This is a genomic window from Sagittula sp. P11 (assembly GCF_002814095.1).
Lineage (GTDB): Bacteria > Pseudomonadota > Alphaproteobacteria > Rhodobacterales > Rhodobacteraceae > Sagittula.
In genome coordinates, this window is the sequence record NZ_CP021913.1 from 2,551,823 (window position 1) to 2,576,018 (window position 24,196).

The window sequence follows — 24,196 nt, forward strand, 5'->3', positions numbered from 1 at the left end:
TCTTTTGCCTGAGCAGTCCACCCGGCGTGCCGGATTCAGGCGTCTTCCAGCGCACGGGCCTTGTCGCGCAGGCTGAACTTCTGGATCTTGCCGGTGGATGTCCTCGGGACCCTGCCGAAGACGAACCGCCCGGGCACCTTGTAGTGGGCGAGGTAGGCCCGGCACCAGTCGCGCAGACCTTCCTGATCCGCGTGATGGCCCGGAGCCAGTTCGACGAAGGCGCAGGGCGTTTCGCCCATTTGTCGTGCGGCATGGCGACCACGGCGGCGACCGCCACGGCGCGGTGGCGGTAGAGCACCTCTTCGACCTCGATGGAGGAGATGTTCTCGCCCCCGGAGATGATGATGTCCTTGGAGCGGTCCTTGAGTTGGATGTAGCCGTCCGGATGCACGACGCCGAGGTCGCCGGAATGGAACCACCCGCCCCTGAAGGCCTCGTCTGTGGCCTTGGGATTGCGGAAATAGCCTTTCATCACGACGTTGCCGCGGAACATGACCTCTCCCATGGTCTGGCCGTCGCGCGGCACAGGCTGCATCGTGTCGGGGTCGAGCACGTCCAGCCCTTCGAGGGGGAGGTAACGCACGCCCTGGCGCGACTTCAGCCGGGCCTGTTTCGCCGGCGGCAGGTCCGACCAGTCGCTGTGCCAGTCGTTGACCACGGCGGGGCCGTAAGTTTCCGTCAGCCCGTACAGGTGGGTCACGTCGAACCCGGCATCCTTCATCTCGGCCAGCAGCTTTTCAGGCGGCGGCGCGGCGGCGGTGAAGAATTGCACGTCGTGCGTGAGCGCGCGCTTCTCGGTGTCCGGGGCCTGGATGATCAGCGACATGACGATGGGCGCGCCGCACAGGTGCGTGACCTTCTCCTCTGCCAGTGCGGCCCAGATCGGTTCGGCGCGGACCTGCCGCAGGCAGACATGGGTGCCGATGATCGCCGACAGGGTCCACGGAAAGCACCAGCCGTTGCAATGGAACATCGGCAGCGTCCAGAGATAGACCGCGTGTTTCGCCATGGATGCGGTCAGCGCGTTGCCTTGCGCCAGAAGGTACGCGCCACGATGATGGGTCACGACGCCCTTCGGATCGCCGGTGGTGCCGGAGGTGTAGCTGATCGCGATGGCGTCCCACTCGTCCTCGGGGCGCAGCCACGCGAAGTCCGGGTTGCCGCTGGCGAGGAAGGTCTCGTAATCGGTGGCGTCTGTCGGGGTGCGTGGGCCATCGTATTCGGGGTCGTCATAGACGATGACGGTCGGCGAGACCGCGGCCAGCCCAAGCGCTTCATTGAGAAGCGGCAGGAACTCGGCATCGACAACCACCAGCCGCGACATTGCGTGGTCGAGCTGGAACGCGATGATCGCCGCGTCGAGCCGCGTGTTGATCGCGTGCAGAACCGCGCCGCTCATGGGCACGCCGTAATGACATTCCAGCATGGCGGGCGTGTTGGCGAGCAGGGCAGAGACCGTGTCGCCGCGCCCCATGCCTGCCTGCGCCAGGGCAGAGGCCAGCTGCCGGGACCGCGTATAGAACGCGGCATAGCTGCGCCGGAGCGCGCCGTGCACGATGGCGGTGTGGTCGGGAAAGACCAGCGCTGCGCGTTCCAGAAAACCGAGCGGTGTCAGCGGCTGGTAATTGGCCGGGTTGCGGTCCAGTCCGGTGTTGTAGGGGTTCGACATGGGTCAGGCATCCTGCCATTGGGGCGCGCGTTTCTCGATGAAGGCGCCAATGCCTTCCTCGGCATCGCGGGCCAGCATGTTCTCGACCATCACCCGGGTGGCATGGTCATAGGCCTCGGCCAGCGGCATCTCTGCCTGCGTGTAGAAAGCGCGTTTGCCGGTGGCGAGGGTCATCGCGGACTTCGACGCGATCTTGCGGGCGATCTGCATGACCTCTTCGCGCAGGGCATCCGGGGACACCGCGCGGTTGACCAGGCCGATCTCCGCGGCACGAACGGCGGGGGTCATGTCGCCGGTCAACAGCATCTCCATCGCGTGCTTGTGCGCGACGTTGCGCGACAGGGCCACCATCGGGGTCGAGCAAAAGAGACCGATGTGAACGCCCGGTGTGCTGAACCGCGCTGTGTCGGCGGCGATCGCCAGATCGCAGCTGGCGACAAGCTGGCAACCGGCGGCGGTGGCGATGCCCGTGACCTCGGCAATGACCGGCTTCGGACAGGTGACGATCCCCTGCATGACGACCGAGCATTGGGTCAGTACCTTCGTGAAATAGGCACGCCCCCTGTCTCCGGCCGCCCGGCCCGCCGTCATCTCCTTCAGGTCGTGCCCTGCGCAGAACGCGGGGCCATTGGCGGCCAGCACGATCACCCGTACGGCAGGATCGCGGCCCGCCTCGGCAAAGGCTGTGCCCAGTTCCGTCAGCATCGCCTCCGACAGTGCGTTGCGCCTTGCCGGGTCGTTGAGTGTCAGGCGCAGGACGCCATCGGCATCGAGGTCGCGCAGCAGGATCGTTGACACGGGCGGCCCCCCTTTCAGCGGATGTTGATTTCCACGCTGTCGGCCAGCGTGTTGGCAATGAAGCAGTAGCGGTGCGCGCGGTCCTGCATCTGCGCCATGGCCTCGTCGGTGACGGCAAAGCCATGGTCGAAGCGCACCACCGGGTGCAGGTCGATGCGCGTGACGGACATCTGCCCCCGGGGGTTCTTGCCCAGGAAGGCCACCGCGTGATCGGAGTATCCCGCCACCGGCCAGCCCGCCTTTGCCGCCAGTGCGAGAAAGGTCATCATGTGACAACTCGACAGGGCAGAGGCCAGCGCCTGCTCCGGGTTGGTGTGGTCGGGATCGCCGCCCCAGTCGGGGGCGGCGTCCACATCGATGTCGTACCGGGTGCCGTAGGACACCCGGTGCGCGGCGGAATACTGGCCGGGCAACAGGGCTGGCCCGCCGCGCTGCCAGTGCAGGTCGATGGCGAGATCGGACATGGACCTGCCTTACGCCGCGGCCAGCGATTTCTTGGGGTCGTAGAACGGACGCTCCACCACGGTCGCCATCGACGGGCCGGAGGGCAGCAGGACCTCGATCTGCATCCCGAGGTGGGCGTGCTCCACCGTGACCATGGCGAGGGCGATGTTGCGCTCGAGCCGCGGGGAGTAGACCGCGGAGGTCACCTTGCCGACCTCGACGCCATCGCGATTGATCTGCCAGAAGGTCGTGTTCGGGCCTTTCAGCGGATCGGCGTCGATGATCAGGCCGACCTGGCAGCGTTTCACGCCCTCGTCCCGGATGCGCCTCAGCGCCGCCTTGCCGATGAAGTCGGCCTCCATGTCGAGGTTGACCAGCCGGTCGAGCCCCAGCTCGTAGGGATTCGTGTGGATGTCGGCGTCGGCGTGGTAGGACAGCATGCCGCCTTCGATCCGCCGGATCGAGGAGGTGTGCCCCGGCTTCAGGCCGAACTCCAGCCCTGCGGCCATGATCCGTTCCCACAGCGCATCGCCATGCGCGCTGTCGCGGAGGTACAGCTCATAGCCCAGCTCGCTCGACCAGCCGGTGCGCGACACGATCAGCGGAATGCCGTCGAGGTTCAGCTCGCGCAGCCAGTAGTATTTCAGGCTCAGGATGTCGTCACCGAAGAGCGCCTGCATGATCGCGCCCGACTTCGGCCCCTGAAGCTGCAGCGGCGACACGTCGGGCTCGCAGATCTGCACGTCGAGCCCGGAGTGCACCGCGACGCCCTGCGCCCACAGCAGGATGTCGCTGTCGGCAAGCGAGATCCAGAAGTGGTTCTCGGCCAGCCGCAGCAGGATCGGATCGTTCAGGATGCCGCCTTCGGCATTGGTGATGAGCACGTACTTGCACTGGCCCACGGCCATCTTGGACAGGTCGCGCGGTGTCAGCATCTGCACGAAGCGGGCCGCGTCCGGGCCGGTGATCTCGACCTGGCGTTCCACAGCCACGTCACAGAGGATGGCGTCGTTGACGAGGTTCCAGAAGTTCTGCTCCGAATCGCCGAAGTCGCGCGGGATATACATGTGATTGTAAACGGAAAACCCTTTTGCGCCCCACCGCACGGTGGCGTCGAAGTAGGGGGATTTCCGGATCTGCGTGCCAAAGCCGAACTCGTCTGCGTGCATCGTTTGCGCCCTTGCTGGAACCGGGCTGGCGGCCCGGGACACGGTGGAAGATGACGCTTATTTAGGCGGCGAAACCCTGCGACAGCGGACCAAAATAGGGCCCTGTCGCGGACCGTTCAGGCTGAAAAAGAGGACTTCGTCAGACCGTTCGGTCGCGCGGCGCGGAACTGGCCAGTTTGGCGATGTTGGGCCGCCCGGATTTCACCACCCGAGTCGCGATGTAGGTCATGTAGCGGTCCACGGGGATGTCCGCTTCGAGCATGTCCTGCATGAGCGCCTGAAACGCCGTCAGCGTCGGGCAGATTGTCCGCATCACGTAGTCCATTCCGCCGCCCGTCGCGATGCAGTCGACGATCTCGTCCTGCCGCCCGACCCATGCCTCGAACCGGTCGAAGTCGGCCTTGCGATGCGTGGTCAGCGAGACGGTCACCACGACCTGCGTGAAGTCGCACACCCGGTCGAGCGCCACGTCGGCGTAATATCCGCGAATGAACCCCGCCGCCTTCAGCCGGTCGAGACGCGCCCAGCAGGGCGTGGCCGAAATGTTGACGATCTCGGACAGGCGGGTCTTGCTCAGTTGCCCATGGCTCTGAACGGCGCTCAGGATACGGATGTCCGTGGCATCGAGACCGAACTTCTTCAACGCTGCCTCACCCTCGTGGTCTTGCTTGAACGGCGTGAACGCCCTGCGGGGCGACGGCCGTGGTGCTGTATAGCGGTTGTGGCGGTTGGGGCGAAACACTTTGCGACACGGGCCGCAAACGGATGGCGGCGCAGGTGGCCGGACGATGCAACCGGCTTGTCCGCACCCGTGATTGCCGTACAAGAATCGTTGTAATTTCAAGCCATAAGCCTCATGGACGGGGAGCTTAGGTTTTTTCTCTTCGAAACGCTGCTGCCGTATGCCCGGCGTCGGTTGATCGACTTGGATCAACTGTTTTCCGGACTGCCGCACTTCTGCGGTCAGCATTTTGAAGGAGCAAACGGACATGGCCAACGGCACCGTCAAATGGTTCAACGCCAGCAAGGGCTTCGGTTTCATCGAACCCGAACAGGGCAGCAGGGACGTCTTCCTGCATATCTCTGCCGTCGAGCGTGCGGGCCTGACCCGCATCGATGACGGCCAGAAGGTGACCTTCGACGTCGAAACCGGCCGCGATGGCCGCGAGTCCGCCAGCAACCTGGCGCTCGCTTGAAGACAACGTCCAGAGAAAGCCTTACGGGCGAACCCGCCATGGACGTCGACGCTGACGATCCCCTGAAATCCAGCGTGGCCGCCGCCAAGCCGAAGCCTGCGGATGTGGTCACGGCGATCGACAAGACCACTGCGAACGCCCGGCGCGTTCTGGAGGACGAGGCCGAAGAGCGCGCCGAAAAGATGGCGCGCCTGAAGGCGGCCCGCGAAAAGCGGGACAGCATGGGGTCGGATTGATCTTTGGCGGCGCGGCAGCCGGCCTATGCCATTGACAGTGGCATGGCTGCTGGGGGCGGTGGCCGCTGGCAGGCCGGTGATCAGCGGCCTGCCGGCGTGCAGGTCATCGACGCCTAGCGCCAAGCCTCAGTGACCCGAATGGGCATCCTGCGTACCGCCCCTGGCGATGGCCAGATGGTGGGCGGGATGGTGGTTGCCTGTGGCCATGAGGCCGAAGAACCCCAGACCGCGGATCTGGTCCGCTGCCGCCGCATCGGTCACGGCCCAGACGATGCTGTCTTCACCGACGGTCACGTCGCTGATCCAGCCGGTTTCTGCCGCGAGGACGGGGCCGTGGGCGGGCACCATGCGAAGGGCTGCCCCGGCGGCGGGACCCGCCAGGTCAATGGTCATCTGCAAGCCCTCCGGCACGTCAGTCTCGCTCACCTGTAGCTCGGTCACCAACTGGTCCATGTCCTGCAGGTGCAAGCGCAGCCGCCCCAGGTCCACCTGAGACCAGTCGGTCGTCGGATCGGCGCGGAGAAGGTCGGTGATCTCCGCCAGCGCCGCGAAACCGCCTTGGCCTGCTTCCTTCGGAGCGGCGGACGGCGCATGCATGTCATGCCCGGCGTGGGATTGCGCGTTCGCCGCCAAGGGCAGGCATGTCAGCAAGATGGCAAGCGGTTTCATCGGGATCTCCTGTTCGCATGTCCATGGATACTATCGCAGGAAACGGGCAAGGGTTATGATCACGATCATGATTGACGACCCGTTTGCCCTTTTGCCGCCCGGCCGTCTGAAGGCGTTCCAGGTCGAGACAGGCACCCATGTTTTCCGGAACGGGGAAGCTGGCACGGCGATGCTGCGTGTGGATGCCGGGCGGCTCGCGTTGGTACGCGTGACCGAGGACGGCCACAGGGTGACGATCGCGCAGGCCGGTCCGGGCGAGACGCTGGCCGAGGCGAGCATCTTCGCGGACGCCTACCACTGCGACTGCGTGGCCCTGTCCCCGGCGCGGGGCGTGCAGGTCGCGGGGACCGTGATCCGCGACCACCTGAGACACGATGCGGACTTCGCAGAAGCCTTCGTCGCGCGGCTGGCGCTACAGGTCCGCGAGGAACGGCTGAGGACCCAGATCATGTCGATCCGCGCCGCGCGGGAGCGGACGTTTGCGGCGCTGACCTGCTTTGGCCAGCCGGATACGGTCACGGCGTTGGCGGCGAGCATCGGCCTGACGCAGGAGGCCTGCTCCCGTGCCCTGGCGGACCTGTTGTCCGAGGGGAGGATCACCCGGATCGCACGAGGCCGATACGCGGTGTCATAATTACCCTTGACCCTCCAGTGACTGGAAGCCTCATCTGTATGGTCCATCTTGAACCCGAAGCCGGAGGATCGGACATGGCAGAGGCGCACGTACACCACCACCCTTCCAAGAAGGTCACCCGCGATCCCGTCTGTGGCATGACGGTCGATCCGCAGGCGGACAAGCCCAAGGCGGACCACGACGGGCACACGTATCACTTCTGCTCGGACGGATGCCGCAAGAAATTCGTAGCAGAGCCGGAGGCTTACCTGACCGCCACCGATCCGGTGTGCGGCATGGAGGTCGACCGTGCCTCGGCCGCGCACATGTCGAAGCACGCGGGCCAGAGGCATTACTTCTGCTCCGAACGCTGCCAGTCGAAGTTCGACGCGGATCCCGAATCGTACCTCGGTGACCGCCCTGCGCCGGAGGCCATGCCGAAGGGCACGCAGTACACCTGCCCGATGCACCCCGAGATCGTGCAGGACCATCCCGGCGACTGTCCGAAATGCGGCATGGCGCTGGAGCCGATGACGCCGTCGGCAGACAGCGGCCCCAACCCGGAATTCGTCGATTTCAAGCGCAGGCTCTGGATCACCGCGCCGCTGGCGCTGGCGGTCTTCATCCTCGAAATGGGCACGCACATCGGCCTTCCCTTCGACCGCTGGTTCGGTCACGGGTTGTTCGGCTGGGTGCAGTTCGCGCTGGCGACGCCGGTGGTCTGGGTCTGCAGGCCCTTCTTCAAGCGCGGCTGGGCCTCTGTCGTGAACCGGTCCCCCAACATGTGGACACTGATCGCGCTCGGCACCGGGGCGGCCTACCTGTTTTCCATCATCTCGCTGCTGGTCCCCGGCCTTCTGCCGGACCAGGTGCGGGATGGCATGGGCATGACGCCGGTCTATTTCGAGGCGACGGCGGTGATCCTCGTGCTCGTGCTGATCGGGCAGGTGATGGAACTGGCCGCGCGGGAGCGTACCGGCGACGCGATCCGGGCGCTGATGGACCTCGCGCCCAAGACCGCCCGCCGTGTCACGGGCGACAGCGAAGAGGACGTGCCGCTGGACGACCTGCGCTCTGGCGACATCCTTCGCGTCCGTCCGGGCGAGAGCGTGCCGGTGGACGGCGTGGTGACGGAAGGCCGGTCTTCGGTCGACGAAAGCATGATCACGGGCGAACCCGTGCCGGTCGAGAAGACCGAAGGCGATGCCGTCACCGGCGGCACGCTTAACAAGACCGGCAGCTTCCTGATGGAGGCACAGGACGTGGGCGACGACACCACGCTCAGCCGCATCGTCCAGATGGTCGCCAGCGCGCAGCGGTCGCGGGCGCCGATCCAGGGCATGGCGGACCGGGTGGCCGAATATTTCGTCCCGGCAGTGGTGGTCGCGGCCTTGCTGGCCTTCGTGGCCTGGTGGGCGCTCGGCCCGTCTCCGGCGCTGTCCTATGCCTTTGTCGCGGCGGTGTCGGTCCTTATCATCGCCTGTCCCTGTGCGCTGGGTCTGGCGACGCCCATGTCGATCATGGTGGCGACCGGACGCGGCGCCGGCGCGGGCGTCTTGATCCGCGATGCCGAGGCGTTGGAACGCTTTGCCAAGGTCGACGTGCTGATCGTCGACAAGACCGGCACCCTGACCGAAGGAAAGCCGACCCTGACCGACGTCGAACCGCAGGACATGGACGGGGAGGAGTTCCTGTCTCTGGTCGCCGCGCTGGAGCGTGGCTCGGAACACCCGCTGGCCGAGGCCATCGTGAAGGGCGCCGAGGATCGGGATGCACCGCGCAGGGACAGCACCGATTTCGAGGCCATCACCGGCAAGGGTGTGACCGGCACCGTCGATGGCCGGAAGGTCGCGCTGGGGAACGCTGCGCTGATGCGGGATCTCGGGGTCGAGGACCTTCCCTCGGATCGGGCGAAGGCCATGCAGGTCGAGGGCAAGACAGCCATGTTCGTGGCCGTCGACGGACGTGCCGCCGGGCTGGTCGCGGTGGCCGACCGGATCAAGAAGACCACGCCCGATGCCATCCGTGCGCTGCACGAGGCAGGGCTGCGGATCGTCATGGCGACTGGCGACGCTGAGGCAACCGCGCAGGCCGTGGCGCGGGAGCTCAACATCGACGAAGTCCACGCCGGTGTCTCGCCCGAGGACAAGGGCGCGCTCGTGCGGCGTCTGAAGGGGGAGGGGCTGTCCGTCGCCATGGCGGGCGACGGGGTGAACGATGCGCCCGCGCTCGCCGAGGCCGACGTGGGCATCGCCATGGGCACCGGGGCCGACGTGGCGGTGGAAAGCGCGGGCCTGACGCTGGTAAAAGGCGACCTGACCGGCATCGTCCGTGCCCGCAGGCTGGCGGAGGCCACGATGCGCAACATCCGGCAGAACCTGTTCTTCGCCTTCGTCTACAACACCGCGGGCATCCCGCTGGCGGCGGGGCTTCTGTACCCGTTCCTCGGCGTACTGCTGTCTCCGATGGTCGCCGCGGCGGCGATGAGCCTGTCCTCGGTGTCGGTCATCGGCAATGCCTTGCGGCTCCGGGCGGCGAAACTTTGACGTTCACGACAGATTGATTGTATCATCAACCGGGTTCGGGGTTCAGTACCACCGAGGAGACAGTTCATGGCAGGCCTGATGGCAACAGGGCAGAAGACGTGCAGGGACAGCGCAGCCGCCGTGCGGCGCATGCTGTGCGTCGCAGGTGTCCTGACGCTTGCCGTCGCTATCCTGCTGGTGAGCCTGCCTCAGGTGGCCTCTGCCGATATGGCGGGCGGGGTCGTGGATCACGTCCACGACTGCCCGGACTGTCCCGACAGCCATCATGAGACGACCAGGGCGGACCAGGCGGACGCCATGCCCGACTGCCACCATGTGACCGGCGGCGCCCTTGCGATGCTGCCGGTTGAGCATCAGACGGCTTTGAACGGCAGTTTCCGCTACCTGCACGACAGGCCCACGTCTGTCACGGGCCGCCACCGCAGCCCGGAGCGCGATCTTCCCCCTCCGCGTGCCTGAGATCGACTGAACCGCGGGCCTTTCGCCCGAAATGTCGAATACCGCACGCGGGCCTGTCCCCCGTGCCACTCAGGATACTGAAATGAAGAAGATCGCTTTCGCTGGCGCGGCTGTCGTTGCAGTCGCCATCGGCGCATACCTGACCACGACACAGACCAATTCGCAGGAAACGACGGACACGGCGACCGAAGGTGCGCCCATCGTTTCCGTCACCCTGCCTGAGACCCTCTCGGCCGAGGCACAGGTGGGCAAGCAGGCCTTCGACGCCGTCTGCGCCGCGTGCCATGGCAAGAACGCCGCAGGCAAGGACGGCTTCGGTCCGCCGCTCATTCACAAGATCTACGAACCTTCGCACCATGGTGACATGGCGTTCTTCCTCGCCGTGCAGCAGGGCGTGCGCGCCCATCACTGGCGGTTCGGCAACATGCCTGCGCAGGAGGGGCTGACAAAGGCCGACGTCGCGGGAATCGTGACCTACGTTCGAGAGCTTCAACGGGCCAACGGGATCAACTGACATGACAGGGTTTTCGATTGGCCGGCGCGCTTTCTGCGCCGGTCTTGCCGGGACGATGCTGGCCCGGCCCGCATGGGGGGCGACGGATACGCTTGTCGCGCAGAAGGCCAGCGTGCAACTGGCGCCAGACGGCTATCCCGCCACCCCGGTCTGGTCCTATGGCGGCACCATACCGGGTGCAACGATCCGTATGCGGCAGGGCGACCGCCTGCAGCGGCAACTGGTCAACGAACTCGATGTGGCGACCTCCGTGCACTGGCACGGCATCCGTATCGACAACGCCATGGACGGGGTCGCCGGGCTGACGCAGGAGGCCGTGCCGCCCGGTGGCACCTTCGACTACGACTTCACGCTGCCGGACGCCGGGACCTATTGGTACCACGCGCACACGAACTCCATGGAGCAGGTGGCGCGCGGCCTGTCCGGCGCGCTGATCGTCGAAGAGGCGGACGCCCCCGACGTGGACCGCGACGAGGTGCTGATGCTGGGCGACTGGTTGCTCGACCCGGACACCGGCGGCTTTGTGGAGCCCTTCAACCATCCGATGATGATGAGCCATGGCGGACGTACCGGGAACCTGGTCGGGGTGAACGGCCGATACGACTTTGCCCTGACCGCGAAGCGGCATGAACGCCTGCGCCTGCGCCTGATCAATTCCGCCAACGCGCGGATCTTCGTGCTGCGCCTGCAGGGCATGAGGGGGTGGACCGTCGCGCTCGACGGGATGCCGCTGGATGGCCCGGAAGAGGTGAGCGACGAGATCGTGCTGGCCCCCGCGCAGCGCGCCGATCTGATCGTGGACATCACCGCGGACGAAGGCGCGCCCGCGGGCCTGCTCATGTGGATGGACGACGACAGCTGGGAGGCATTGGCCGAGGTCAGGGTATCCGGCCAGTCCGCCACCACCCCGCGCCCGGCGCCGGCGGCCTTGCCCGCCAACCCGCGCACCGCGCTGCCGGATCTGTCAGAGGCCCGCAGCCTCGACATGGTGATGGAAGGCGGCGCTATGGCGGGCATGGAAAGCGCCATGTTCGAGGGAGAGCGCCTTGGCTTCCGCGCGTTGATCGAGAAGGGGCAGTTCTGGGCGCTTGCAGGGCAGGCGGGGCGGACGGAAACGCCTTTTGCCGACCTTGCCCTGGGCGAGGTGCTGCGCATCAGGCTCGAGAACCGCACGGCCTTTCCGCACGGGATGCACCTGCATGGCATGCACTTCCGTGAGGTCCGCGCCGACGGCAGTTTCGGTCCGCTGCGCGACACCATCCTCAGCGTGCCGGACGAACCGCTTGAGATCGCCTTCACCGCCGACAACCCGGGCAAGTGGCTGTTCCACTGTCACATGCTCGCCCATGCCGCATCGGGCATGACCACCTGGATAAACGTGACTTAAAAAAACCAACGAGGGACTGACATGAAGAAAGCTAAACTGGCAATCGCATTGATCGCGCTAGGCACCGCGGCGCTGGCGCATGGCGGGGTCGAGAACAAGGATGTCATGGCGCGCATGATGGTCATGGAGACCATCGGCGACCAGATGAAGCTCGTGGGGGCCATGGCAAAAGGCCAGATGGCTTTCGACGCCAACGCGGCCAACAGCGCCCTGAACGAGATCGCCGCACAGTCGGCGCAGATCGTCTCCATGTTCGAGGTGCGCGCGGAGGACCCGAAATCGGAGGCCCTGCCGGTGATCTGGGAAGACTGGGAGACGTTCTCGTCCCGGGCGAAGGATGCGGAGCATGCGGCAGAGAAGCTTGCCGGGACCATCCAGTCCGAGGCCGACCTCGGCGCTGCGTTGGGCCAGCTTGGCGAAACCTGCAAGGCGTGCCACTCGCAGTTCCGCAAATGACGAAACGCGCCCCGTCCTTGCGGCGGGGCGCGTCCCTGATCTTGCTACCGGATCGAACCGTTCAGCCTGCCAGCAGCTTCTTGCGGGCGGCATAGTCCTCGGCGTCGATGTCACCACGCGCCAGGCGCATGTCCAGTTCGGCCAGCGCATCGCCGGGCGCCTTCTGGGCCATGGCATTGCCGGGCTGCCGGACGAACCAGACCACACCGGCCACGACCAGCCCCAGCACGATCAGCCAGAGCACCGGCCCGAACATCATGCCGATGCCGTGGCCGTAACCGTCCATCATGTAACCGTACACCTCACCACGGTCGGCAAGGGCCGGTTGGGCAAGCAACATCATCGGAACTGCGAACCATCTCATGGCGACCTCCTTCGGTCTTCTTGTTATGGCTCCAGTATGCGCCGGACCCGGACCATCGACCTTGATCCAGCGCAATAGGGCGGCCCGAAGGCCGCAAGATCACTCGGACGTGATCTCCGTGACGGTCAGCTTGCCGTTCACGCGGTCTGCGACGAAGGACACCGTGGCGCCTTCGCTCAGGCCTTCCATCATGCCGTCCGCATAGTCGAAGACCATCTTCATCGCCGGCATGTCGAGGTTTTCCAGCGGGCCGTGGTCGATGGTGACCTTCTTCCACTTGGTGTCGATCTTGGTGATCGTGCCCTGGCTCATCGGCATGGCCATGTGGCTTTCGGCCAGGGCGACCGAAGCGGGCGCGGTCACGGTGAGCAGGGCGATTGCAAGTGCCTTGAGGGTTTTCATACGCGTTTCCTTTCAGGTGTTTGCCCCTTCGCGGGGGCTTGGGGTCAGTGCCGGGCAGGGGCCCGGATCAGTGATCGTGGTTGAGGTGACTCTTGGGGGTTATGACCGTGGCGGCGCTGCTCTGGCGCACCTCTTCGGGCAGTTCTCCGGTCCATTCCCAGGCCTGGGTGCCCGGAGGGTTCTGATACCATCCGGGGTCGGAGTAATCGTCCGGCGCGATGCCCTCGCGCACCTTCACCACCGAGAACATGCCGCCCATCTCCAGGGGACCGAACGGCCCCCAGCCGGTCATCATCGGCACGGTGTTGTCGGGCAGTTCCATGGACATTTCGCCCATATCGGCCATGCCCGCCGTGCCCATGGGCATGTATCCCGGCTGCTGGCGGCGGATCATCTGCGTGAGGCGCGTCTTGTCCGTTCCGATGAAGGTCGGCAGATCGTGGCCCATGGCGTTCATCGTGTGGTGCGACTTGTGGCAGTGGATCGCCCAGTCGCCTTCGTGGATTGCATCGAATTCGTAGGCGCGCATGGCGCCCACGGGAATGTCGATGGAGACCTCCGGCCAGCGGGCGGATTTTGGCACCCAGCCGCCATCGGTGCAGGTCACCTCGAAGTCGTAGCCGTGCATGTGGATCGGGTGGTTGGTCATCGTGAGGTTGCCGCAGCGCACCCGCACCCGGTCTCCCTTGTTCACCACCAACGGGTCGATGTCCGGGAAGATCCGGCTGTTCCAGGTCCACAAGTTGAAGTCGGTCATCTCTGCCACGCGCGGGATGTATGTACCGGGGTCGATGTCGTAAGACGCCAGCAGGAAGGCGAAATCCCGGTCCACCGGCATGAAGGCGGGATCGCGCGGATGCACGATGAAAAGGCCCATCATGCCCATCGCCATCTGCACCATCTCATCCGCGTGGGGATGGTACATGAAGGTGCCGGATTTGATCAGGTCGAACTCGTAGACGAAGGTCTTGCCGGGTGGGATTGCGGGGTGGCTCAGCCCGCCGACGCCGTCCATGCCCGAAGGCAGGATCAGCCCGTGCCAGTGGACCGAGGTGTGTTCCGGCAGGCGGTTGGTGACGTAGATGCGCACGCGCTCGCCTTCCACCGCCTCGATGGTCGGGCCGGTGGACTGGCCGTTGTAGCCCCAGAGCCGGGCCATCATCCCGTCGGCCATGATACGCTCAACCGGCTCCGCGACGAGGTGGAACTCCTTCACGTTGCCATTCATCCGCCAGGGAAGCGACCAGCCGTTGAGCGTCACGACCGGGTTGTAGTCCGGGCCGGAGCCGGGCCGTGGCGGCACCTGCGTGTAGGGGCTGTCGGTCGAGGCTGCCTCGGGCAGATCACGGAAACGGGTTTCGGCTGCGGCGGCAGAGGCCAGAACGGCCCCAGCGCCACCGGCCAGCAATTGACGGCGGTTCATTCGTCACCTCCAGCGGGCGGACCCCAGATCACGGTTTTCAGGTTGGCTTCGGCGCGCCAGTAATCGGCCCTGGCCTCGGCGGTGGACAGCTGTGCCTCCAGCCCGTCACGGGCGTCCTCGATCAGCTCGAAGGTTGAGGTCAGCATGCCGTTGTAGGATTTCAGCGCCTCGCGGTCGATTTCACGGCGCAGGGGCAGCACCTCGTCACGCCAGTGCCGCGCGATGTTGTAGGTGCCGGTGACTTCCGCATGGGCAGAGCGTGCCTCGGACCGCGCGTTGACCGCGTGCTGCGCCAGTTCATGCGCCGCGCGGGAATACTCCAGTGCACCGCGCCGCGAGGTCAGCTTTGTCGTGTCGTAGAGCGGGATTTCCAGGCTGGCCTGCAGCACGCGGGCGACTTCGGTTTCGTTGTCGTCGCTGCGTTCCACTTCTGCACCGGCTGTGACTTCCGCACCCTCGATGCGGCGGGTCTGGCTGGTCAGGCGGTACTCCTGCGCAATCGCTTCCAGTTCGAGCTTGCCGATGGCGAGGTCGACGCGATGTTGCAGGGCGAGGGCCTCGGCATTGCTGCGCCCCGGTCTGCGGCCCGGCAGGCTTGGCAAGCGGTCGGGCACGTAGAAATCGGTGCTCGCGCCATAGAGCCCCATGAGCCGGGTCAGCTTCTCCTTCGCAAGCTGCGCCTCAAGCCGGGCCTCGGCGCGTTCGGCGGCGAGTTCCGCGGTGAACACATGCTCGCGCGCCTGGTCGGCGCGGTTCATCGCACCGGTGCGGCCCAGTTCGGCCGCGAGTTCGGAGGCGGCCTCTGCCGTGCCCTGCGCCCGCGCGATCAGAGACGACGCCTCGAACGCCGCCACGGCGTCGATCCACGCCATGCGCGTCTCGGCGGCCAGCGCAAGCGTTTCGGCCAGCGCCTCTAGCTGCGCTTGGCGGAAGTGCATCTCGGCGATGCGTGTGCGCGGCTTGAGCGTGGCCAGGTCGAGTATGGCGCCGGTGACGGTCGCCTCGAGCGAGCGGGCCAGACTGGCCTCGCCGATGCCGCTGAGCGACAGTTCGAGACTCGGACGCGGCCCCAGCGCGGTTTCCCAGAGGTCGGTGGCCGAAAGGCCCAGGTCGGCATAGGCCGCCTGCAACCCGCGATTGTTCATCAAGGCGACCTGTACGGCGGTGTCCGGCCCGATGGTCTTGCCCGCAACCAGCGCCTTGGCGCGCGCCTCGTTCGCGGCCACATCGGCGGCGGTCTGCGCCCAGGCGGCCTTTGCGCCCGTCGAACGGTTGGCGCCATCGGCGACGAAGGCGAAACCGGCTTGCGGATCGGAGGCGCCCTTCACGGTCGCCGTATCGGCACAAGCGGTCAGAAGCGCCAGCCCGGCCAGCGCGATCACATGCTTCATGTGCCACCTCCCGGCGCCTGCGCGTCGTTGAGCTGCCGCCAGTCGAGTGGCTCGGCAATGGGGTAGGCGGTGTAGCCGACGCTCGGCCCCGGTTGGGCGGCGGTGGCGGTGGACGGATCGGCGGCGCGGATCAGCGCACCGGCCTCGGGCAACGCCAGAGGCTGTGCACAGCCCGCAAGCGCCAGCGGCAGAAGCGCCGCGAAACGGTATTTCATGGAATGACTCCGAAGGGATCTTCAGTCAGGGCGCGGCACGCACACCCGTGGCGGGAAGATCAGGCCTTCGGAGGACGACGCAGACCGATGGGTCCCGTCAGGTCGGCGCGGTCGAGCACGGACCAGTCCGCGGGCACCCGCGTCTCGGACACGGTTTTTGCGTCCGTGTCCGGCAGGTTGGAGATGTCGAGGACGCAGCCGTGATCGCAGCAACTGAACAGCGCGGTTTCGGACTTCTGCTCCTTGGCTGCGGTGTCGTCCGGTGGCGTCACGTGGCCCTGATGGCCGTGGTGAACCATGCGCGTGTCCTCGACCTGTGCCTGCACCTGCGGTGCACAGATCGCACGGTCGGACGCGATCTGTGCCGCGACCGGAGAGATCGCGACCATCAGGCCGGTCAGGCCGAGAAGCAGAACGAGGAGAACACGCTTCACCATGTGGAAATCGATGCCCGCGCCCGCGGGCGGTAGCAACTCACGAAAGCGTTAACGGCCAACTTCGGCGCGCCTCGGTTCTTTTGCGCCATGGCGGCGGTCTCTGGCGGGCGAATGCCGCCGACGGGTTATCGCATGGAAAGCCGATGTGCGCCTGCGTCGGGGCCATGCTGCAGGCACCGAATGAAAGTACCGGCGAGCCGCCGAATCTCCCAAAGCCCCATGGCCGCGGCACCGTTCGTCCAGGATTTAGTGAGTGAATACAGTTAACTAGGCCTTAACTGTTTCCCCAGCGGCAATCTTGCGCTATCCTTAAGGTAGAAAGGTGGTGAACACTATGGCTGCACCAGCTCAAGTGACATGGGCAAAGGTTGCGGACAATGGCGCACAGCTCCTTGCGATCGGAGGCGTCCGCAAATCCTTTTTCGGCAAGTCGCAGTGGCGGCTCTCGACCGAGGAAGCCATTGCCATGATCGAACAGGACGAATGGCGTTTTTTCGTCGAGATCGACGACGAAAAGGCATGGCTCGACGTCCTGGAAGAGCCCGACGGCTCCAAGACGATCAGCGCCGACGGGCCGCTCAGAAACCTGCTCTGACCCCGTCCTCCATCCCTGCGTTACAGGCGGGTGCCCTGCGCCCGCGGATCGGCTTGTCTTGCGTGACCCGGTTGAAATCGGTCCGCGGCGGGCTAACCTCTTAACTTGAAACCGACGCAGATCAGCTCGCCGGGGTCGCATCTCCCGTAACAGGACCTTCCCTTAGTCCGCGAGCGGACAGGACGCGCGCTCGTCCCTGTTGGTCTGCCTGATGAAAGGATATGCAATGACTGACAAGAACCCGGATAAAGGGTATGTCGCCCTGCTCGGCTGGAGCCTGAACGCCATTGACGCGGTCGACCGCTTCGACCGCCGGTATGTGGTCGTCGCTCCGCCCTGGGCCGAGGACTACTGCAAGCAGAACGACATTCCCTTTGTCCCGTGGGACTTCGACCGTCTGAACGAACGCTCGCACGAGCTGGCGCACCGGCTTGACGACATGGGCGTCGACGTGGCCATCCCGATCTTCGAGGAGACGGTGGAATGGGCCGGTGCGATCAATGCCGTGCTGATGAAGAACCCGCGGCTTCTGGGGCAGGCCATGCTGTTCCGCGACAAGTCGCTGATGAAGCGCCGCGCGCAGCTGGGCGGTATCCGGGTGGGCGTCTTTGAAGAGGCGCACGACCGCGGCGACGTGATCCGGTTCCTCAAGCGGGTCAACCAGACGCTGCTGAAGCTGGACGGCGACCCGAACGATCCGATCCACTTCAAGGCCTTCGACAAGTCCGGCACCGCCGGTCACCGGGTGATCCGCACCCCCGAGGACGTCGACAACATCCCCGACGAGGAATTTCCGGCGCTGCTGGAAAGCCACCTTGACGGTTGGGAATTCGCCGTCGAGGCGTGGATCAAGAACGGCAAGGTGCAGTTCCTGAACATCTCGGAATACGTCACGCTGGGCTACTCGGTCTTCGTGCCCGCCACGCCGGAGCTCGAGGCGCACCGCGAACGGATAACCGAGGAAATCGAGAAGCTGATCGAGGTCTTCGACATCGACTTCGGCTTCATCCACCCGGAGTATTTCCTTACCAGCGACAACAAGCTGTACTTCGGTGAGGTCGCCTATCGCCCGCCGGGCTTCAACGCGCTGGAGCTGATCGAACGGGCCTACGGCTTCAACGGCTACCAGGGGCTGGTGGTGGCCTTCGATCCGAAAACCACGCAGGAAGAGCTCGACGCCTTCTTCCCGAAGGAGATTGTCGATGCCAAGGGCCACGCCGGGTGTTTCGGTGTCTATCCGCGCCGCCGCGTGGTCAGCCGTCTGGAGATCCCCGAAGATACGGCGAACCACCCGTATTTCGAATTTCACGAACTGGCCGACCCGCGCGAGCAGAAGGTGGCCAAACGGTCCGCGTTCGGCACGCACTGGGGGCTGGCCTATTTCTTCGGTGACAACCCGCACGAGTTGCGAGACCTTCTGAAGAAGCAGGAAGAGCTGGATTATTACGTTTGATGAACCTCAGAAACGCGTCCTCCGCGGACGGGCAGACCGGGGACGACAGCGCCGCGCTGGCGCGCTTGTCCGGTACGCTCGATCTTGCGATTGAACGGCTGGAGCGGGCCCGGCCCTTTGCCAAGGCCCGCTATCAGCGCCCCGTGCTCGACGTTCTTGGCCGCATCATCGCCCAGCCCGGCGGGCTGGGGGTGGTGCGCGAACGGGCGGCACGCATGGACGCAGCCGGGCTTTTCGTCGGGTCCGACTGGGACCGGCCCGAGGCGCTCCTGCCGCAACTGGTCGGAGGGACGCTGGTGTCCGAAGACCCCGCGTTCCAGGCGTTGGAGGCGGCCAGCCTGTCGCGGTTCCTGGCCGTGGCCAAGGGCGACGCCCGGCATGGCAACCTGCATCAGGACGGCGCGCGGCACTTCCTGACACAGGTGCTTGCGCTGAACCTGAAGGACCTGTTCGGGGTGCCGGACGAAGCGGCCCGGGGGCTCGGTGCGCGGCACGAGGTGAAATGCCGGGTGCTGCGGCACATCGCGGACCATATCGGGCTGAACGACGTTCTCAGCGTGCTCGTGTCCGAGATCTGGCGCCTGCTGGAGCAGCGCTCGGTGCAGGTGGGTGTGGTCAAGGACATGATCGCCCAGATCGCTGTCGCCCTGAACGAGAACGGCACCGAACCCGGCAGCACCCGCCTCGGCGCGGAGCGTCTGGTCAGTGCCCTTTTCGGCCCGACGACGGCGTCGCGCGACGATCCGGGCCTTGCCGTCTACCTCGACCGCATATCGGTCGCCGACGACGCCGGCCTCTCGCGTGAGGCCATGGGGTTTGCCCGCGCGATGCACGATACGGGGCTGGTCTCCGACTACCATGCGGCCTTCCTGACATGGGCGCTGGACTTCGATCAGCGACCCCTGATCCCCGAGGCGCTTGGCCTCGGGTCCACCGGCCTCGACTGCTGGCGCCATTATCGCGGCGTGATCGAGAAACTGGTGCGCAGCGCCGTGACGCCGGCCACGCCGCAGGCCGCCTACGGGCTCGCCATGCTGCTGGAACGCGGCACCCTGCATCACGCGCCGATGGTTCCGGCGCTGGAACGGCAACTGTCGCTCCGCCTGCGCGGCGCGGCGCGGGACCGTCTCGCGCTCGGGTTCGGGCCTGCCGTCTCGCCGGAGACGCAATTGCTGGCCGGTGTGCTTCAGGTGCTCGGGCAGCCGCTGGGCGTCGGGCAGGGCGCCAATCCGACCTGTCAGTCCGCCCGGGCCATCGCACTCTGGGCGTTGAACGACCCGGATTACCTGCTGCACCTCGTGACGCAGGTGGCCGAGTTCGACACCCTCCAGATGCAGTTCGAGGGCACGCCGATCAACTCCGCCGACCTTCCGGCAGGGCTTGCGGGTATGGGACCGATCGACGCCGACCCGGTGTCGGTCCTTCTGGTCGGGCATCTCGACCGGATCTACGCCGAGATGGGCCGGCTGTGCGCGGGACGCCCCGGCGATCCGCACAAGTGGATCAATCCGCAGTTCCACGGCTGGTGGGTGTCACGCGATTGCGCCGTCGCGGTGGATGTCACCACCGGGAAGCTGGCGGCCTACGACGACTTCCTGCGCCGTTTCTTTGCGACATATCATCCCGACCACAACGGCGGCCGACCGCTTGGTCACCCGCAACCGGCCGGTATCGCTGTGACGGATGCGCAGCAGCGGTTCGTGGGCTGGCATGCCATCGCCATCCTGCGGGTGGCAGAGGATCAGGCCGGGCGGATGCGGATCTACTTCTACAACCCGAACAACGACAGCGGTCAGGACTGGGGCAACGGCGTCGTGGTGTCGACCTCGGGGCATGGCGAACGCTACGGCGAAGGATCGCTGGAGTTCGACCCGTTCCTGTCCCGTGTCTACCTCTTTCACGACGAGCCGCTGCGCAGCGCGCATGGTCAGGACATTCCCGCCGATGTCATCGCGAGGGTGCGCGAGCAGGCCATCGCCAGCTGGGCCGCCGACAGGCAACCGGAGGACGAGAGCGTAGGCGCCTGACAACGGGCCGGACGCCGCGTCGGACCTGCCCTTTGTCGGTGCCCAGCCTTGCATTGCGGGGCCGTTCTGCGGGATACGGCGGCGAGGGCGAGCCCGTCCGACGGACCGATGAAAGGCCACAGCCGCGATGCCTCAGACCGACCACCTCAAGACCGATTGTGCGAAGTGCGCCGCGCTGTGCTGCCTCGCGCTGGCTTTTGACAAGGGCAAGGATTTCGCCTTCGACAAGAACCCCGGCGAGCCGTGCCGGAACCTTTCGGGCCACAGCTGTTCCATCCACGACCGGCTGACGCAGGAGGGCTTTCCCGGTTGTGTCGCCTACGATTGCCTGGGGGCCGGCAACCGTGTCGTGCAGGAGGTCTTTGGCGGCAGGTCATGGCAGGCCGAGCCGCGCCTGACACGCCCGATGATGGAGGCGTTCTCTGGCATGCGGGAAGTGCACAAGCGCATTGACCTGCTCCGCGCCGCCGAGACCCTGCCGCTGAAGCCGCGCGACGAGCAGGCGCGCCGCGACTTCCTCGCCTGCCTCGAACGGCACCGCTGGAGCGGCGCCGAACTCAATGAATTCGAGGTGGGGCTGGCGCTTGAGATCGACATCTTCTTTCACACCATCCAGCTATACGCGCCGGACCCCCGTTTCGCCGAGTGGCACGCCTGACGGCGCGGAGCGTTCAGGTCTGCTCGGCCGGGATCTTCGGGATTTGCGGGCGCTCTTACGACAAGAGTGATGCACGCTGTGGGCACGGTCACTTTGCCGGAACGGATTGCCCGGCTGTGAGCACGGCGTCGAGCGCATTCAGGAAACCGCCCATCTCTTCCTCACCCACCGCGAAGGACAGCGCGATCAGGCCGCGCGAAGCAAAGTAGTAGCCCCTTTCCATCATCCGGAAATGCAAGAGGCGCAGGCGGTCGCGGCGAAGCGCGGTGTCCTCGCTCGTGGCGTGAATGTTCATGATGGATCCCATCCCGGTCACATGAAACCATCCGCCCTGTGCCGTGAAACGGTCGTTCAGCGCGGCGCGGAAGGCTTCTCCGCGCTCGTAGAGGGCAGCCAATGCATCCGGTGTCAGGTGGTTGCGGATCGCTTCCAGCCCGGCGGCCATGGTCAGCCGGTTGTTGTTGAAGGTGCCCGCGTGGGGGATTGCATCGGGGTGGGACGGATCGAAGCGCGCCATCACGGCCTTCTTGCCCCCGAATGCTCCGAACGCGAGGCCGCCGCCGAAGATCTTGCCAAGTGTCGTCATGTCCGGCGTGATGCCCAGACGTTCCTGTGCGCCGCCCGGCGCCATGCGCGCGGTCTGCACCTCGTCGAAGATCAGCAGCGCGCCGCTTTCGTCGCAGAGATCGCGCAAAGCCTGCAGGAACTCGGACGTGCCGACGTTGCAGCCGCCCGCGCCCTGCATCGGCTCCACCAGGACGGCGGCGATGTGATCGACCGACTTGGAAAATTCCTGCGCCGCCGCCTGCGGGTCGTTGTAGGGCAGGATGGCGAAGTCGAAAGGCACGTTGACCGGCGCATTGCCGTTGCCAAATGTCAGGACCCCGCCGTGGTAGCCCCCGGCAAAGACCACGACGCGCTCACGACCCGTCACCAGACGCGCGGCGGTCAGCGCCATCACGTTGGCTTCCGTCCCCGAATTGGTGAACCTCAGCAGGTCGATGGAGGGGAAACGCGCCGCCAGTTCCTCGGCCAGCGCGACCTCGTATGGCGTGTGCGAGGACAGTCCGAACCCGCCACGGTGCGCAGCCGTCACGGCCTTTTCAAGCGACGGGCAGGTGTGTCCGAAGATGCCGGCGGTGAACTCGCCCAGGAAATCGGTGTAGGTGTTGCCGTCGACATCGGTGATGCGGCAGCCCGCGCCGCCGGTGATCGACAGCGGGTACGGCGCCGCCCAGAGCGAGCTGCGGGTGTTGCCGCCCGGCAGAACGCGGGACGCGCGGGCCAGCGCCTGCGCGCTTTTGGGCGTGCGCTTGCGGAAGTCCTCTTCGGCGCGGGCAAGGTCGGCGGTCAGGGTGTCTGCGTGAAAGGTCATGTCTTATATCCGATTTGAGGGCAGGAGGGCGGCGAAGCCCTCGACCGGATGGCCCGCAACCATCTGCGCGAGCAGGGCGCCGGTCGTCGGACCAAGGGTGAAGCCTTGGTGGCCGTGGCCGAAGTTCATCCAGAGGCCCTTGTGCCGGGGGGCGGCGCCCACCAGCGGCAGCATGTCCGGGAGGCAGGGCCGGGCGCCGGACCACTGGGGCTCCTCTAGCCGGGCGCCGACCTCGATCAGGTCGGAAATCCCGGTCCGGCCACGGTTCAGCTGGCGCGGGTCGGCGGGGCTGTCCCTGGTCACCAGCGCAGCCCCTGTGGCAAGCCGCAGACCGTCGGTCATCGGCGCGGCGACGATCCCGTGCGCCACGTCGAGGAAAGGCCGGACAGGAGCGCGCGGCGCGGCAAAATGGCCGTGATAGCCGCGCTTGTAGATCATCGGGACGCGGTAGCCGAACCGGGCCAACAGGCGCGGCGACCATGGGCCAAGGGCTATGACGGCCTGCGTGGCGCCAGCGGTGCCTTCATCGGTCTCGACCTGCCAGCCGGTGCCCTTCTGCCGCAGCGTGCTCGCGTCGCCGGCCACCACCTGGCCGCCGCGGCGGACAAAGAGATCGGCATAGCCCGCCGTCAGCGTGCCGGGCGACGCGCAGCTCCAGGAGTCCTGCCAGTGGATCACACCCGCAGGCGCCTTCAGCAGAGCGGGGTCCTCTCTCGCGTAGTCCGCACCGTCGACCGCGCGGAAGCGCGTGCCATAGGTGGCGTGGACCCGTTCGGCGTCGGCCACCGCAGCGGCGTATTCGGCAGCGTTGCGGTAGAGGAGGGCAATCCCGTCGCGGGTGATCAGGTTCTCCATTCCGGCCTCGGCGATCAGCGGAGCGTGGTCGCGGGTCGAGCGTTCGGTCAGCCTGACATGGGTGCGCGATATCTCGGCATGGCGGGCAGGCGAGGAGTTACGGTAGTATTTCCACAGCGCCGGAAGCATCTCGGCGACGCCGGCCACGGACCATGTCACATCGTTGGTCCGGCCAAGCGCAAAGCGCAGCAAGGTCATCGGGTCGCGGGGCAGGCCATAAGGTTCCGCGGCTTCGGCCTGGATGATCCCGGCGTTGCCGAAAGAAGTTTCGCGCCCGGGCGCCTTGCGGTCGATGAGTGTGACCGACAGGCCCTGCTCCTGCAGTGCCAATGCGGTGGAAACGCCGACCATGCCGGCACCGAGAACGAGAAAATCGGCCATGAGAAGTTCCGGTAGTGGGAAGCGAACCGGCGGGACCGCCGGTCCGGAGAGTTGTGGCCGGGGCAGGCGCGCATCGCGGCGCCAAGCCTCCGCAGGCCCGGGTCAGGCTTCGGCGATGACGGTGATCTCGACCTTCGCGTCGATCATCAGGCCGCTTTGCACGGTGGTGCGGACGGGCAGCGGATCGGAGAAGTACTCGGCGTAGACACGGTTGAACTCTGCAAAGTCGCTGGTGTCGGTCAGGTAGCAGGTGGCCGAGACCACGTTGGCCAGCGTCAGGCCCTCGGTCTCGAGCGTCGCATTGAGCCGCTCGAAGATGTTGCGCGTCTGCGCCTCGATACCCGCCGGGACCTTGCCGTCCGCGTCAAAGCCGATCTCGCCTGCAAGGTAGACGGTGTTGCCGACACGGCGGGTCTTGGAGAAGGGGAGGTTCATCGGTGTTTCCTTGTCGTCTGAAGGGAGTT

General features: G+C 66.2%; 26 protein-coding genes and 1 pseudogene. 12 read left to right on the plus strand and 15 right to left on the minus strand.

Annotation, left to right across the window (positions count from 1 at the left end):
• Nucleotides 1-35: 35 nt before the first annotated feature.
• The 5 genes and pseudogenes from CDO87_RS12275 to CDO87_RS27135 all read right to left on the minus strand — a co-directional run bounded on the left by CDO87_RS12275 (nt 36) and on the right by CDO87_RS27135 (nt 4,723).
• A pseudogene (locus tag CDO87_RS12275) lies at nt 36-1,669 on the minus strand (acyl-CoA synthetase).
• Nucleotides 1,670-1,672: 3 nt separating this feature from the next.
• A complete protein-coding gene (locus CDO87_RS12280) occupies nt 1,673-2,467 on the minus strand; it encodes an enoyl-CoA hydratase (protein ID WP_100929043.1) in 795 nt (264 codons plus the stop codon).
• Between the two features lie 14 nt (nt 2,468-2,481).
• Nucleotides 2,482-2,931: an OsmC family protein gene (locus CDO87_RS12285; RefSeq protein WP_100929044.1), complete on the minus strand. Its 450-nt coding sequence runs from the start codon at nt 2,929-2,931 to the stop codon at nt 2,482-2,484.
• Nucleotides 2,932-2,940: 9 nt separating this feature from the next.
• Nucleotides 2,941-4,080 (minus strand): glycine cleavage T C-terminal barrel domain-containing protein, encoded by a 1,140-nt coding sequence (locus CDO87_RS12290; RefSeq protein WP_100929045.1) that lies wholly within the window; start codon nt 4,078-4,080, stop codon nt 2,941-2,943.
• A 139-nt stretch (nt 4,081-4,219) separates the two neighbouring features.
• A complete protein-coding gene (locus CDO87_RS27135) occupies nt 4,220-4,723 on the minus strand; it encodes an Lrp/AsnC family transcriptional regulator (protein WP_100929046.1) in 504 nt (167 codons plus the stop codon).
• Between the two features lie 346 nt (nt 4,724-5,069).
• Here CDO87_RS27135 and CDO87_RS12300 point away from each other — a divergent pair, with 346 nt between their 5' ends.
• A complete protein-coding gene (locus tag CDO87_RS12300; protein WP_100929047.1) occupies nt 5,070-5,276 on the plus strand; it encodes a cold-shock protein in 207 nt (68 codons plus the stop codon).
• A gap of 38 nt (nt 5,277-5,314) precedes the next feature.
• Nucleotides 5,315-5,512 (plus strand): hypothetical protein, encoded by a 198-nt coding sequence (locus tag CDO87_RS12305; RefSeq protein WP_254698096.1) that lies wholly within the window; start codon nt 5,315-5,317, stop codon nt 5,510-5,512.
• Between the two features lie 126 nt (nt 5,513-5,638).
• On the opposite strand, the gene CDO87_RS12310 is transcribed toward CDO87_RS12305, so the two are convergent.
• Entirely contained in the window at nt 5,639-6,181 is a 543-nt protein-coding gene (locus CDO87_RS12310; protein WP_198521709.1) for a hypothetical protein, read from the minus strand.
• A gap of 67 nt (nt 6,182-6,248) precedes the next feature.
• Here CDO87_RS12310 and CDO87_RS12315 point away from each other — a divergent pair, with 67 nt between their 5' ends.
• From CDO87_RS12315 to CDO87_RS12340, 6 genes are all read left to right on the plus strand, one after another.
• The gene (locus CDO87_RS12315) at nt 6,249-6,815 is read left to right on the plus strand and encodes a Crp/Fnr family transcriptional regulator (protein WP_198521710.1); all 567 of its coding nucleotides are present in this window, start codon (nt 6,249-6,251) and stop codon (nt 6,813-6,815) included.
• 137 nt (nt 6,816-6,952) lie between these two features.
• Nucleotides 6,953-9,340: a heavy metal translocating P-type ATPase gene (locus CDO87_RS12320; protein ID WP_404944751.1), complete on the plus strand. Its 2,388-nt coding sequence runs from the start codon at nt 6,953-6,955 to the stop codon at nt 9,338-9,340.
• 66 nt (nt 9,341-9,406) lie between these two features.
• Entirely contained in the window at nt 9,407-9,799 is a 393-nt protein-coding gene (locus CDO87_RS12325) for a hypothetical protein (protein WP_100929050.1), read from the plus strand.
• A gap of 82 nt (nt 9,800-9,881) precedes the next feature.
• On the plus strand, nt 9,882-10,313 hold the full coding sequence (locus CDO87_RS12330) for a cytochrome c (RefSeq protein ID WP_100929051.1): 432 nt from the start codon (nt 9,882-9,884) through the stop codon (nt 10,311-10,313).
• A gap of 1 nt (nt 10,314) precedes the next feature.
• The gene (locus CDO87_RS12335) at nt 10,315-11,700 is read left to right on the plus strand and encodes a multicopper oxidase family protein (protein ID WP_100929052.1); all 1,386 of its coding nucleotides are present in this window, start codon (nt 10,315-10,317) and stop codon (nt 11,698-11,700) included.
• Between the two features lie 21 nt (nt 11,701-11,721).
• Entirely contained in the window at nt 11,722-12,156 is a 435-nt protein-coding gene (locus CDO87_RS12340; protein ID WP_100929053.1) for a cytochrome c, read from the plus strand.
• Between the two features lie 61 nt (nt 12,157-12,217).
• On the opposite strand, the gene CDO87_RS12345 is transcribed toward CDO87_RS12340, so the two are convergent.
• The 6 genes from CDO87_RS12345 to CDO87_RS12370 all read right to left on the minus strand — a co-directional run bounded on the left by CDO87_RS12345 (nt 12,218) and on the right by CDO87_RS12370 (nt 16,388).
• Nucleotides 12,218-12,520: an SHOCT domain-containing protein gene (locus CDO87_RS12345; RefSeq protein WP_100929054.1), complete on the minus strand. Its 303-nt coding sequence runs from the start codon at nt 12,518-12,520 to the stop codon at nt 12,218-12,220.
• 99 nt (nt 12,521-12,619) lie between these two features.
• On the minus strand, nt 12,620-12,922 hold the full coding sequence (locus CDO87_RS12350) for a copper-binding protein (RefSeq protein WP_100929055.1): 303 nt from the start codon (nt 12,920-12,922) through the stop codon (nt 12,620-12,622).
• A gap of 67 nt (nt 12,923-12,989) precedes the next feature.
• A complete protein-coding gene (locus CDO87_RS12355; RefSeq protein ID WP_100929056.1) occupies nt 12,990-14,345 on the minus strand; it encodes a multicopper oxidase family protein in 1,356 nt (451 codons plus the stop codon).
• The gene (locus CDO87_RS12360) at nt 14,342-15,736 is read right to left on the minus strand and encodes a TolC family protein (RefSeq protein ID WP_254698098.1); all 1,395 of its coding nucleotides are present in this window, start codon (nt 15,734-15,736) and stop codon (nt 14,342-14,344) included. The genes CDO87_RS12355 and CDO87_RS12360 overlap by 4 nt, the downstream gene beginning before the upstream one ends.
• On the minus strand, nt 15,733-15,951 hold the full coding sequence (locus CDO87_RS12365; protein ID WP_100929057.1) for a hypothetical protein: 219 nt from the start codon (nt 15,949-15,951) through the stop codon (nt 15,733-15,735). Before CDO87_RS12365 ends, CDO87_RS12360 begins: the two co-directional genes overlap by 4 nt.
• 59 nt (nt 15,952-16,010) lie before the next feature.
• A complete protein-coding gene (locus CDO87_RS12370; RefSeq protein WP_157814981.1) occupies nt 16,011-16,388 on the minus strand; it encodes a hypothetical protein in 378 nt (125 codons plus the stop codon).
• 334 nt (nt 16,389-16,722) lie between these two features.
• Between CDO87_RS12370 and CDO87_RS12375 the strand changes: the two genes are divergently transcribed.
• From CDO87_RS12375 to CDO87_RS12390, 4 genes are all read left to right on the plus strand, one after another.
• Nucleotides 16,723-16,983 carry a hypothetical protein gene (locus CDO87_RS12375; RefSeq protein WP_100929059.1) on the plus strand — a complete coding sequence of 87 codons (261 nt, stop codon included), beginning with the start codon at nt 16,723-16,725 and terminating at the stop codon, nt 16,981-16,983.
• A gap of 226 nt (nt 16,984-17,209) precedes the next feature.
• Nucleotides 17,210-18,436 (plus strand): acetyl-CoA carboxylase biotin carboxylase subunit family protein, encoded by a 1,227-nt coding sequence (locus CDO87_RS12380; protein WP_100929060.1) that lies wholly within the window; start codon nt 17,210-17,212, stop codon nt 18,434-18,436.
• Entirely contained in the window at nt 18,436-20,463 is a 2,028-nt protein-coding gene (locus tag CDO87_RS12385; RefSeq protein WP_100929061.1) for a hypothetical protein, read from the plus strand. The genes CDO87_RS12380 and CDO87_RS12385 overlap by 1 nt, the downstream gene beginning before the upstream one ends.
• A gap of 127 nt (nt 20,464-20,590) precedes the next feature.
• Nucleotides 20,591-21,121 (plus strand): hypothetical protein, encoded by a 531-nt coding sequence (locus CDO87_RS12390; RefSeq protein WP_100929062.1) that lies wholly within the window; start codon nt 20,591-20,593, stop codon nt 21,119-21,121.
• Between the two features lie 88 nt (nt 21,122-21,209).
• Here CDO87_RS12390 and CDO87_RS12395 read toward each other — a convergent pair whose 3' ends face one another.
• The 3 genes from CDO87_RS12395 to CDO87_RS12405 all read right to left on the minus strand — a co-directional run bounded on the left by CDO87_RS12395 (nt 21,210) and on the right by CDO87_RS12405 (nt 24,167).
• Nucleotides 21,210-22,496 carry an aspartate aminotransferase family protein gene (locus CDO87_RS12395; RefSeq protein WP_100929063.1) on the minus strand — a complete coding sequence of 429 codons (1,287 nt, stop codon included), beginning with the start codon at nt 22,494-22,496 and terminating at the stop codon, nt 21,210-21,212.
• A gap of 3 nt (nt 22,497-22,499) precedes the next feature.
• Nucleotides 22,500-23,732 (minus strand): FAD-binding oxidoreductase, encoded by a 1,233-nt coding sequence (locus tag CDO87_RS12400; protein ID WP_100929064.1) that lies wholly within the window; start codon nt 23,730-23,732, stop codon nt 22,500-22,502.
• Nucleotides 23,733-23,834: 102 nt separating this feature from the next.
• Nucleotides 23,835-24,167 carry a RidA family protein gene (locus CDO87_RS12405; RefSeq protein WP_100929065.1) on the minus strand — a complete coding sequence of 111 codons (333 nt, stop codon included), beginning with the start codon at nt 24,165-24,167 and terminating at the stop codon, nt 23,835-23,837.
• Nucleotides 24,168-24,196 lie beyond the last annotated feature (29 nt).

Coding starts and splice junctions, on each gene's coding strand:
- CDO87_RS12340 (WP_100929053.1), top strand. CDS start 11,722: ATGAAGAAAGCTAAACTGGCAATCGCATTGATCGCGCTAGGCACCGCG.
- CDO87_RS12365 (WP_100929057.1), bottom strand. CDS start 15,951: ATGAAATACCGTTTCGCGGCGCTTCTGCCGCTGGCGCTTGCGGGCTGT.
- CDO87_RS12385 (WP_100929061.1), top strand. CDS start 18,436: ATGAACCTCAGAAACGCGTCCTCCGCGGACGGGCAGACCGGGGACGAC.
- CDO87_RS12390 (WP_100929062.1), top strand. CDS start 20,591: ATGCCTCAGACCGACCACCTCAAGACCGATTGTGCGAAGTGCGCCGCG.
- CDO87_RS12335 (WP_100929052.1), top strand. CDS start 10,315: ATGACAGGGTTTTCGATTGGCCGGCGCGCTTTCTGCGCCGGTCTTGCC.
- CDO87_RS12370 (WP_157814981.1), bottom strand. CDS start 16,388: ATGGTGAAGCGTGTTCTCCTCGTTCTGCTTCTCGGCCTGACCGGCCTG.
- CDO87_RS12325 (WP_100929050.1), top strand. CDS start 9,407: ATGGCAGGCCTGATGGCAACAGGGCAGAAGACGTGCAGGGACAGCGCA.
- CDO87_RS12290 (WP_100929045.1), bottom strand. CDS start 4,080: ATGCACGCAGACGAGTTCGGCTTTGGCACGCAGATCCGGAAATCCCCC.
- CDO87_RS12310 (WP_198521709.1), bottom strand. CDS start 6,181: ATGAAACCGCTTGCCATCTTGCTGACATGCCTGCCCTTGGCGGCGAAC.
- CDO87_RS12380 (WP_100929060.1), top strand. CDS start 17,210: ATGACTGACAAGAACCCGGATAAAGGGTATGTCGCCCTGCTCGGCTGG.
- CDO87_RS12350 (WP_100929055.1), bottom strand. CDS start 12,922: ATGAAAACCCTCAAGGCACTTGCAATCGCCCTGCTCACCGTGACCGCG.
- CDO87_RS12375 (WP_100929059.1), top strand. CDS start 16,723: ATGGCTGCACCAGCTCAAGTGACATGGGCAAAGGTTGCGGACAATGGC.
- CDO87_RS12330 (WP_100929051.1), top strand. CDS start 9,882: ATGAAGAAGATCGCTTTCGCTGGCGCGGCTGTCGTTGCAGTCGCCATC.
- CDO87_RS12315 (WP_198521710.1), top strand. CDS start 6,249: ATGATTGACGACCCGTTTGCCCTTTTGCCGCCCGGCCGTCTGAAGGCG.
- CDO87_RS12300 (WP_100929047.1), top strand. CDS start 5,070: ATGGCCAACGGCACCGTCAAATGGTTCAACGCCAGCAAGGGCTTCGGT.
- CDO87_RS12400 (WP_100929064.1), bottom strand. CDS start 23,732: ATGGCCGATTTTCTCGTTCTCGGTGCCGGCATGGTCGGCGTTTCCACC.
- CDO87_RS12360 (WP_254698098.1), bottom strand. CDS start 15,736: ATGAAGCATGTGATCGCGCTGGCCGGGCTGGCGCTTCTGACCGCTTGT.
- CDO87_RS12320 (WP_404944751.1), top strand. CDS start 6,953: ATGACGGTCGATCCGCAGGCGGACAAGCCCAAGGCGGACCACGACGGG.
- CDO87_RS12355 (WP_100929056.1), bottom strand. CDS start 14,345: ATGAACCGCCGTCAATTGCTGGCCGGTGGCGCTGGGGCCGTTCTGGCC.
- CDO87_RS12395 (WP_100929063.1), bottom strand. CDS start 22,496: ATGACCTTTCACGCAGACACCCTGACCGCCGACCTTGCCCGCGCCGAA.
- CDO87_RS12285 (WP_100929044.1), bottom strand. CDS start 2,931: ATGTCCGATCTCGCCATCGACCTGCACTGGCAGCGCGGCGGGCCAGCC.
- CDO87_RS12405 (WP_100929065.1), bottom strand. CDS start 24,167: ATGAACCTCCCCTTCTCCAAGACCCGCCGTGTCGGCAACACCGTCTAC.
- CDO87_RS12345 (WP_100929054.1), bottom strand. CDS start 12,520: ATGAGATGGTTCGCAGTTCCGATGATGTTGCTTGCCCAACCGGCCCTT.
- CDO87_RS12305 (WP_254698096.1), top strand. CDS start 5,315: ATGGACGTCGACGCTGACGATCCCCTGAAATCCAGCGTGGCCGCCGCC.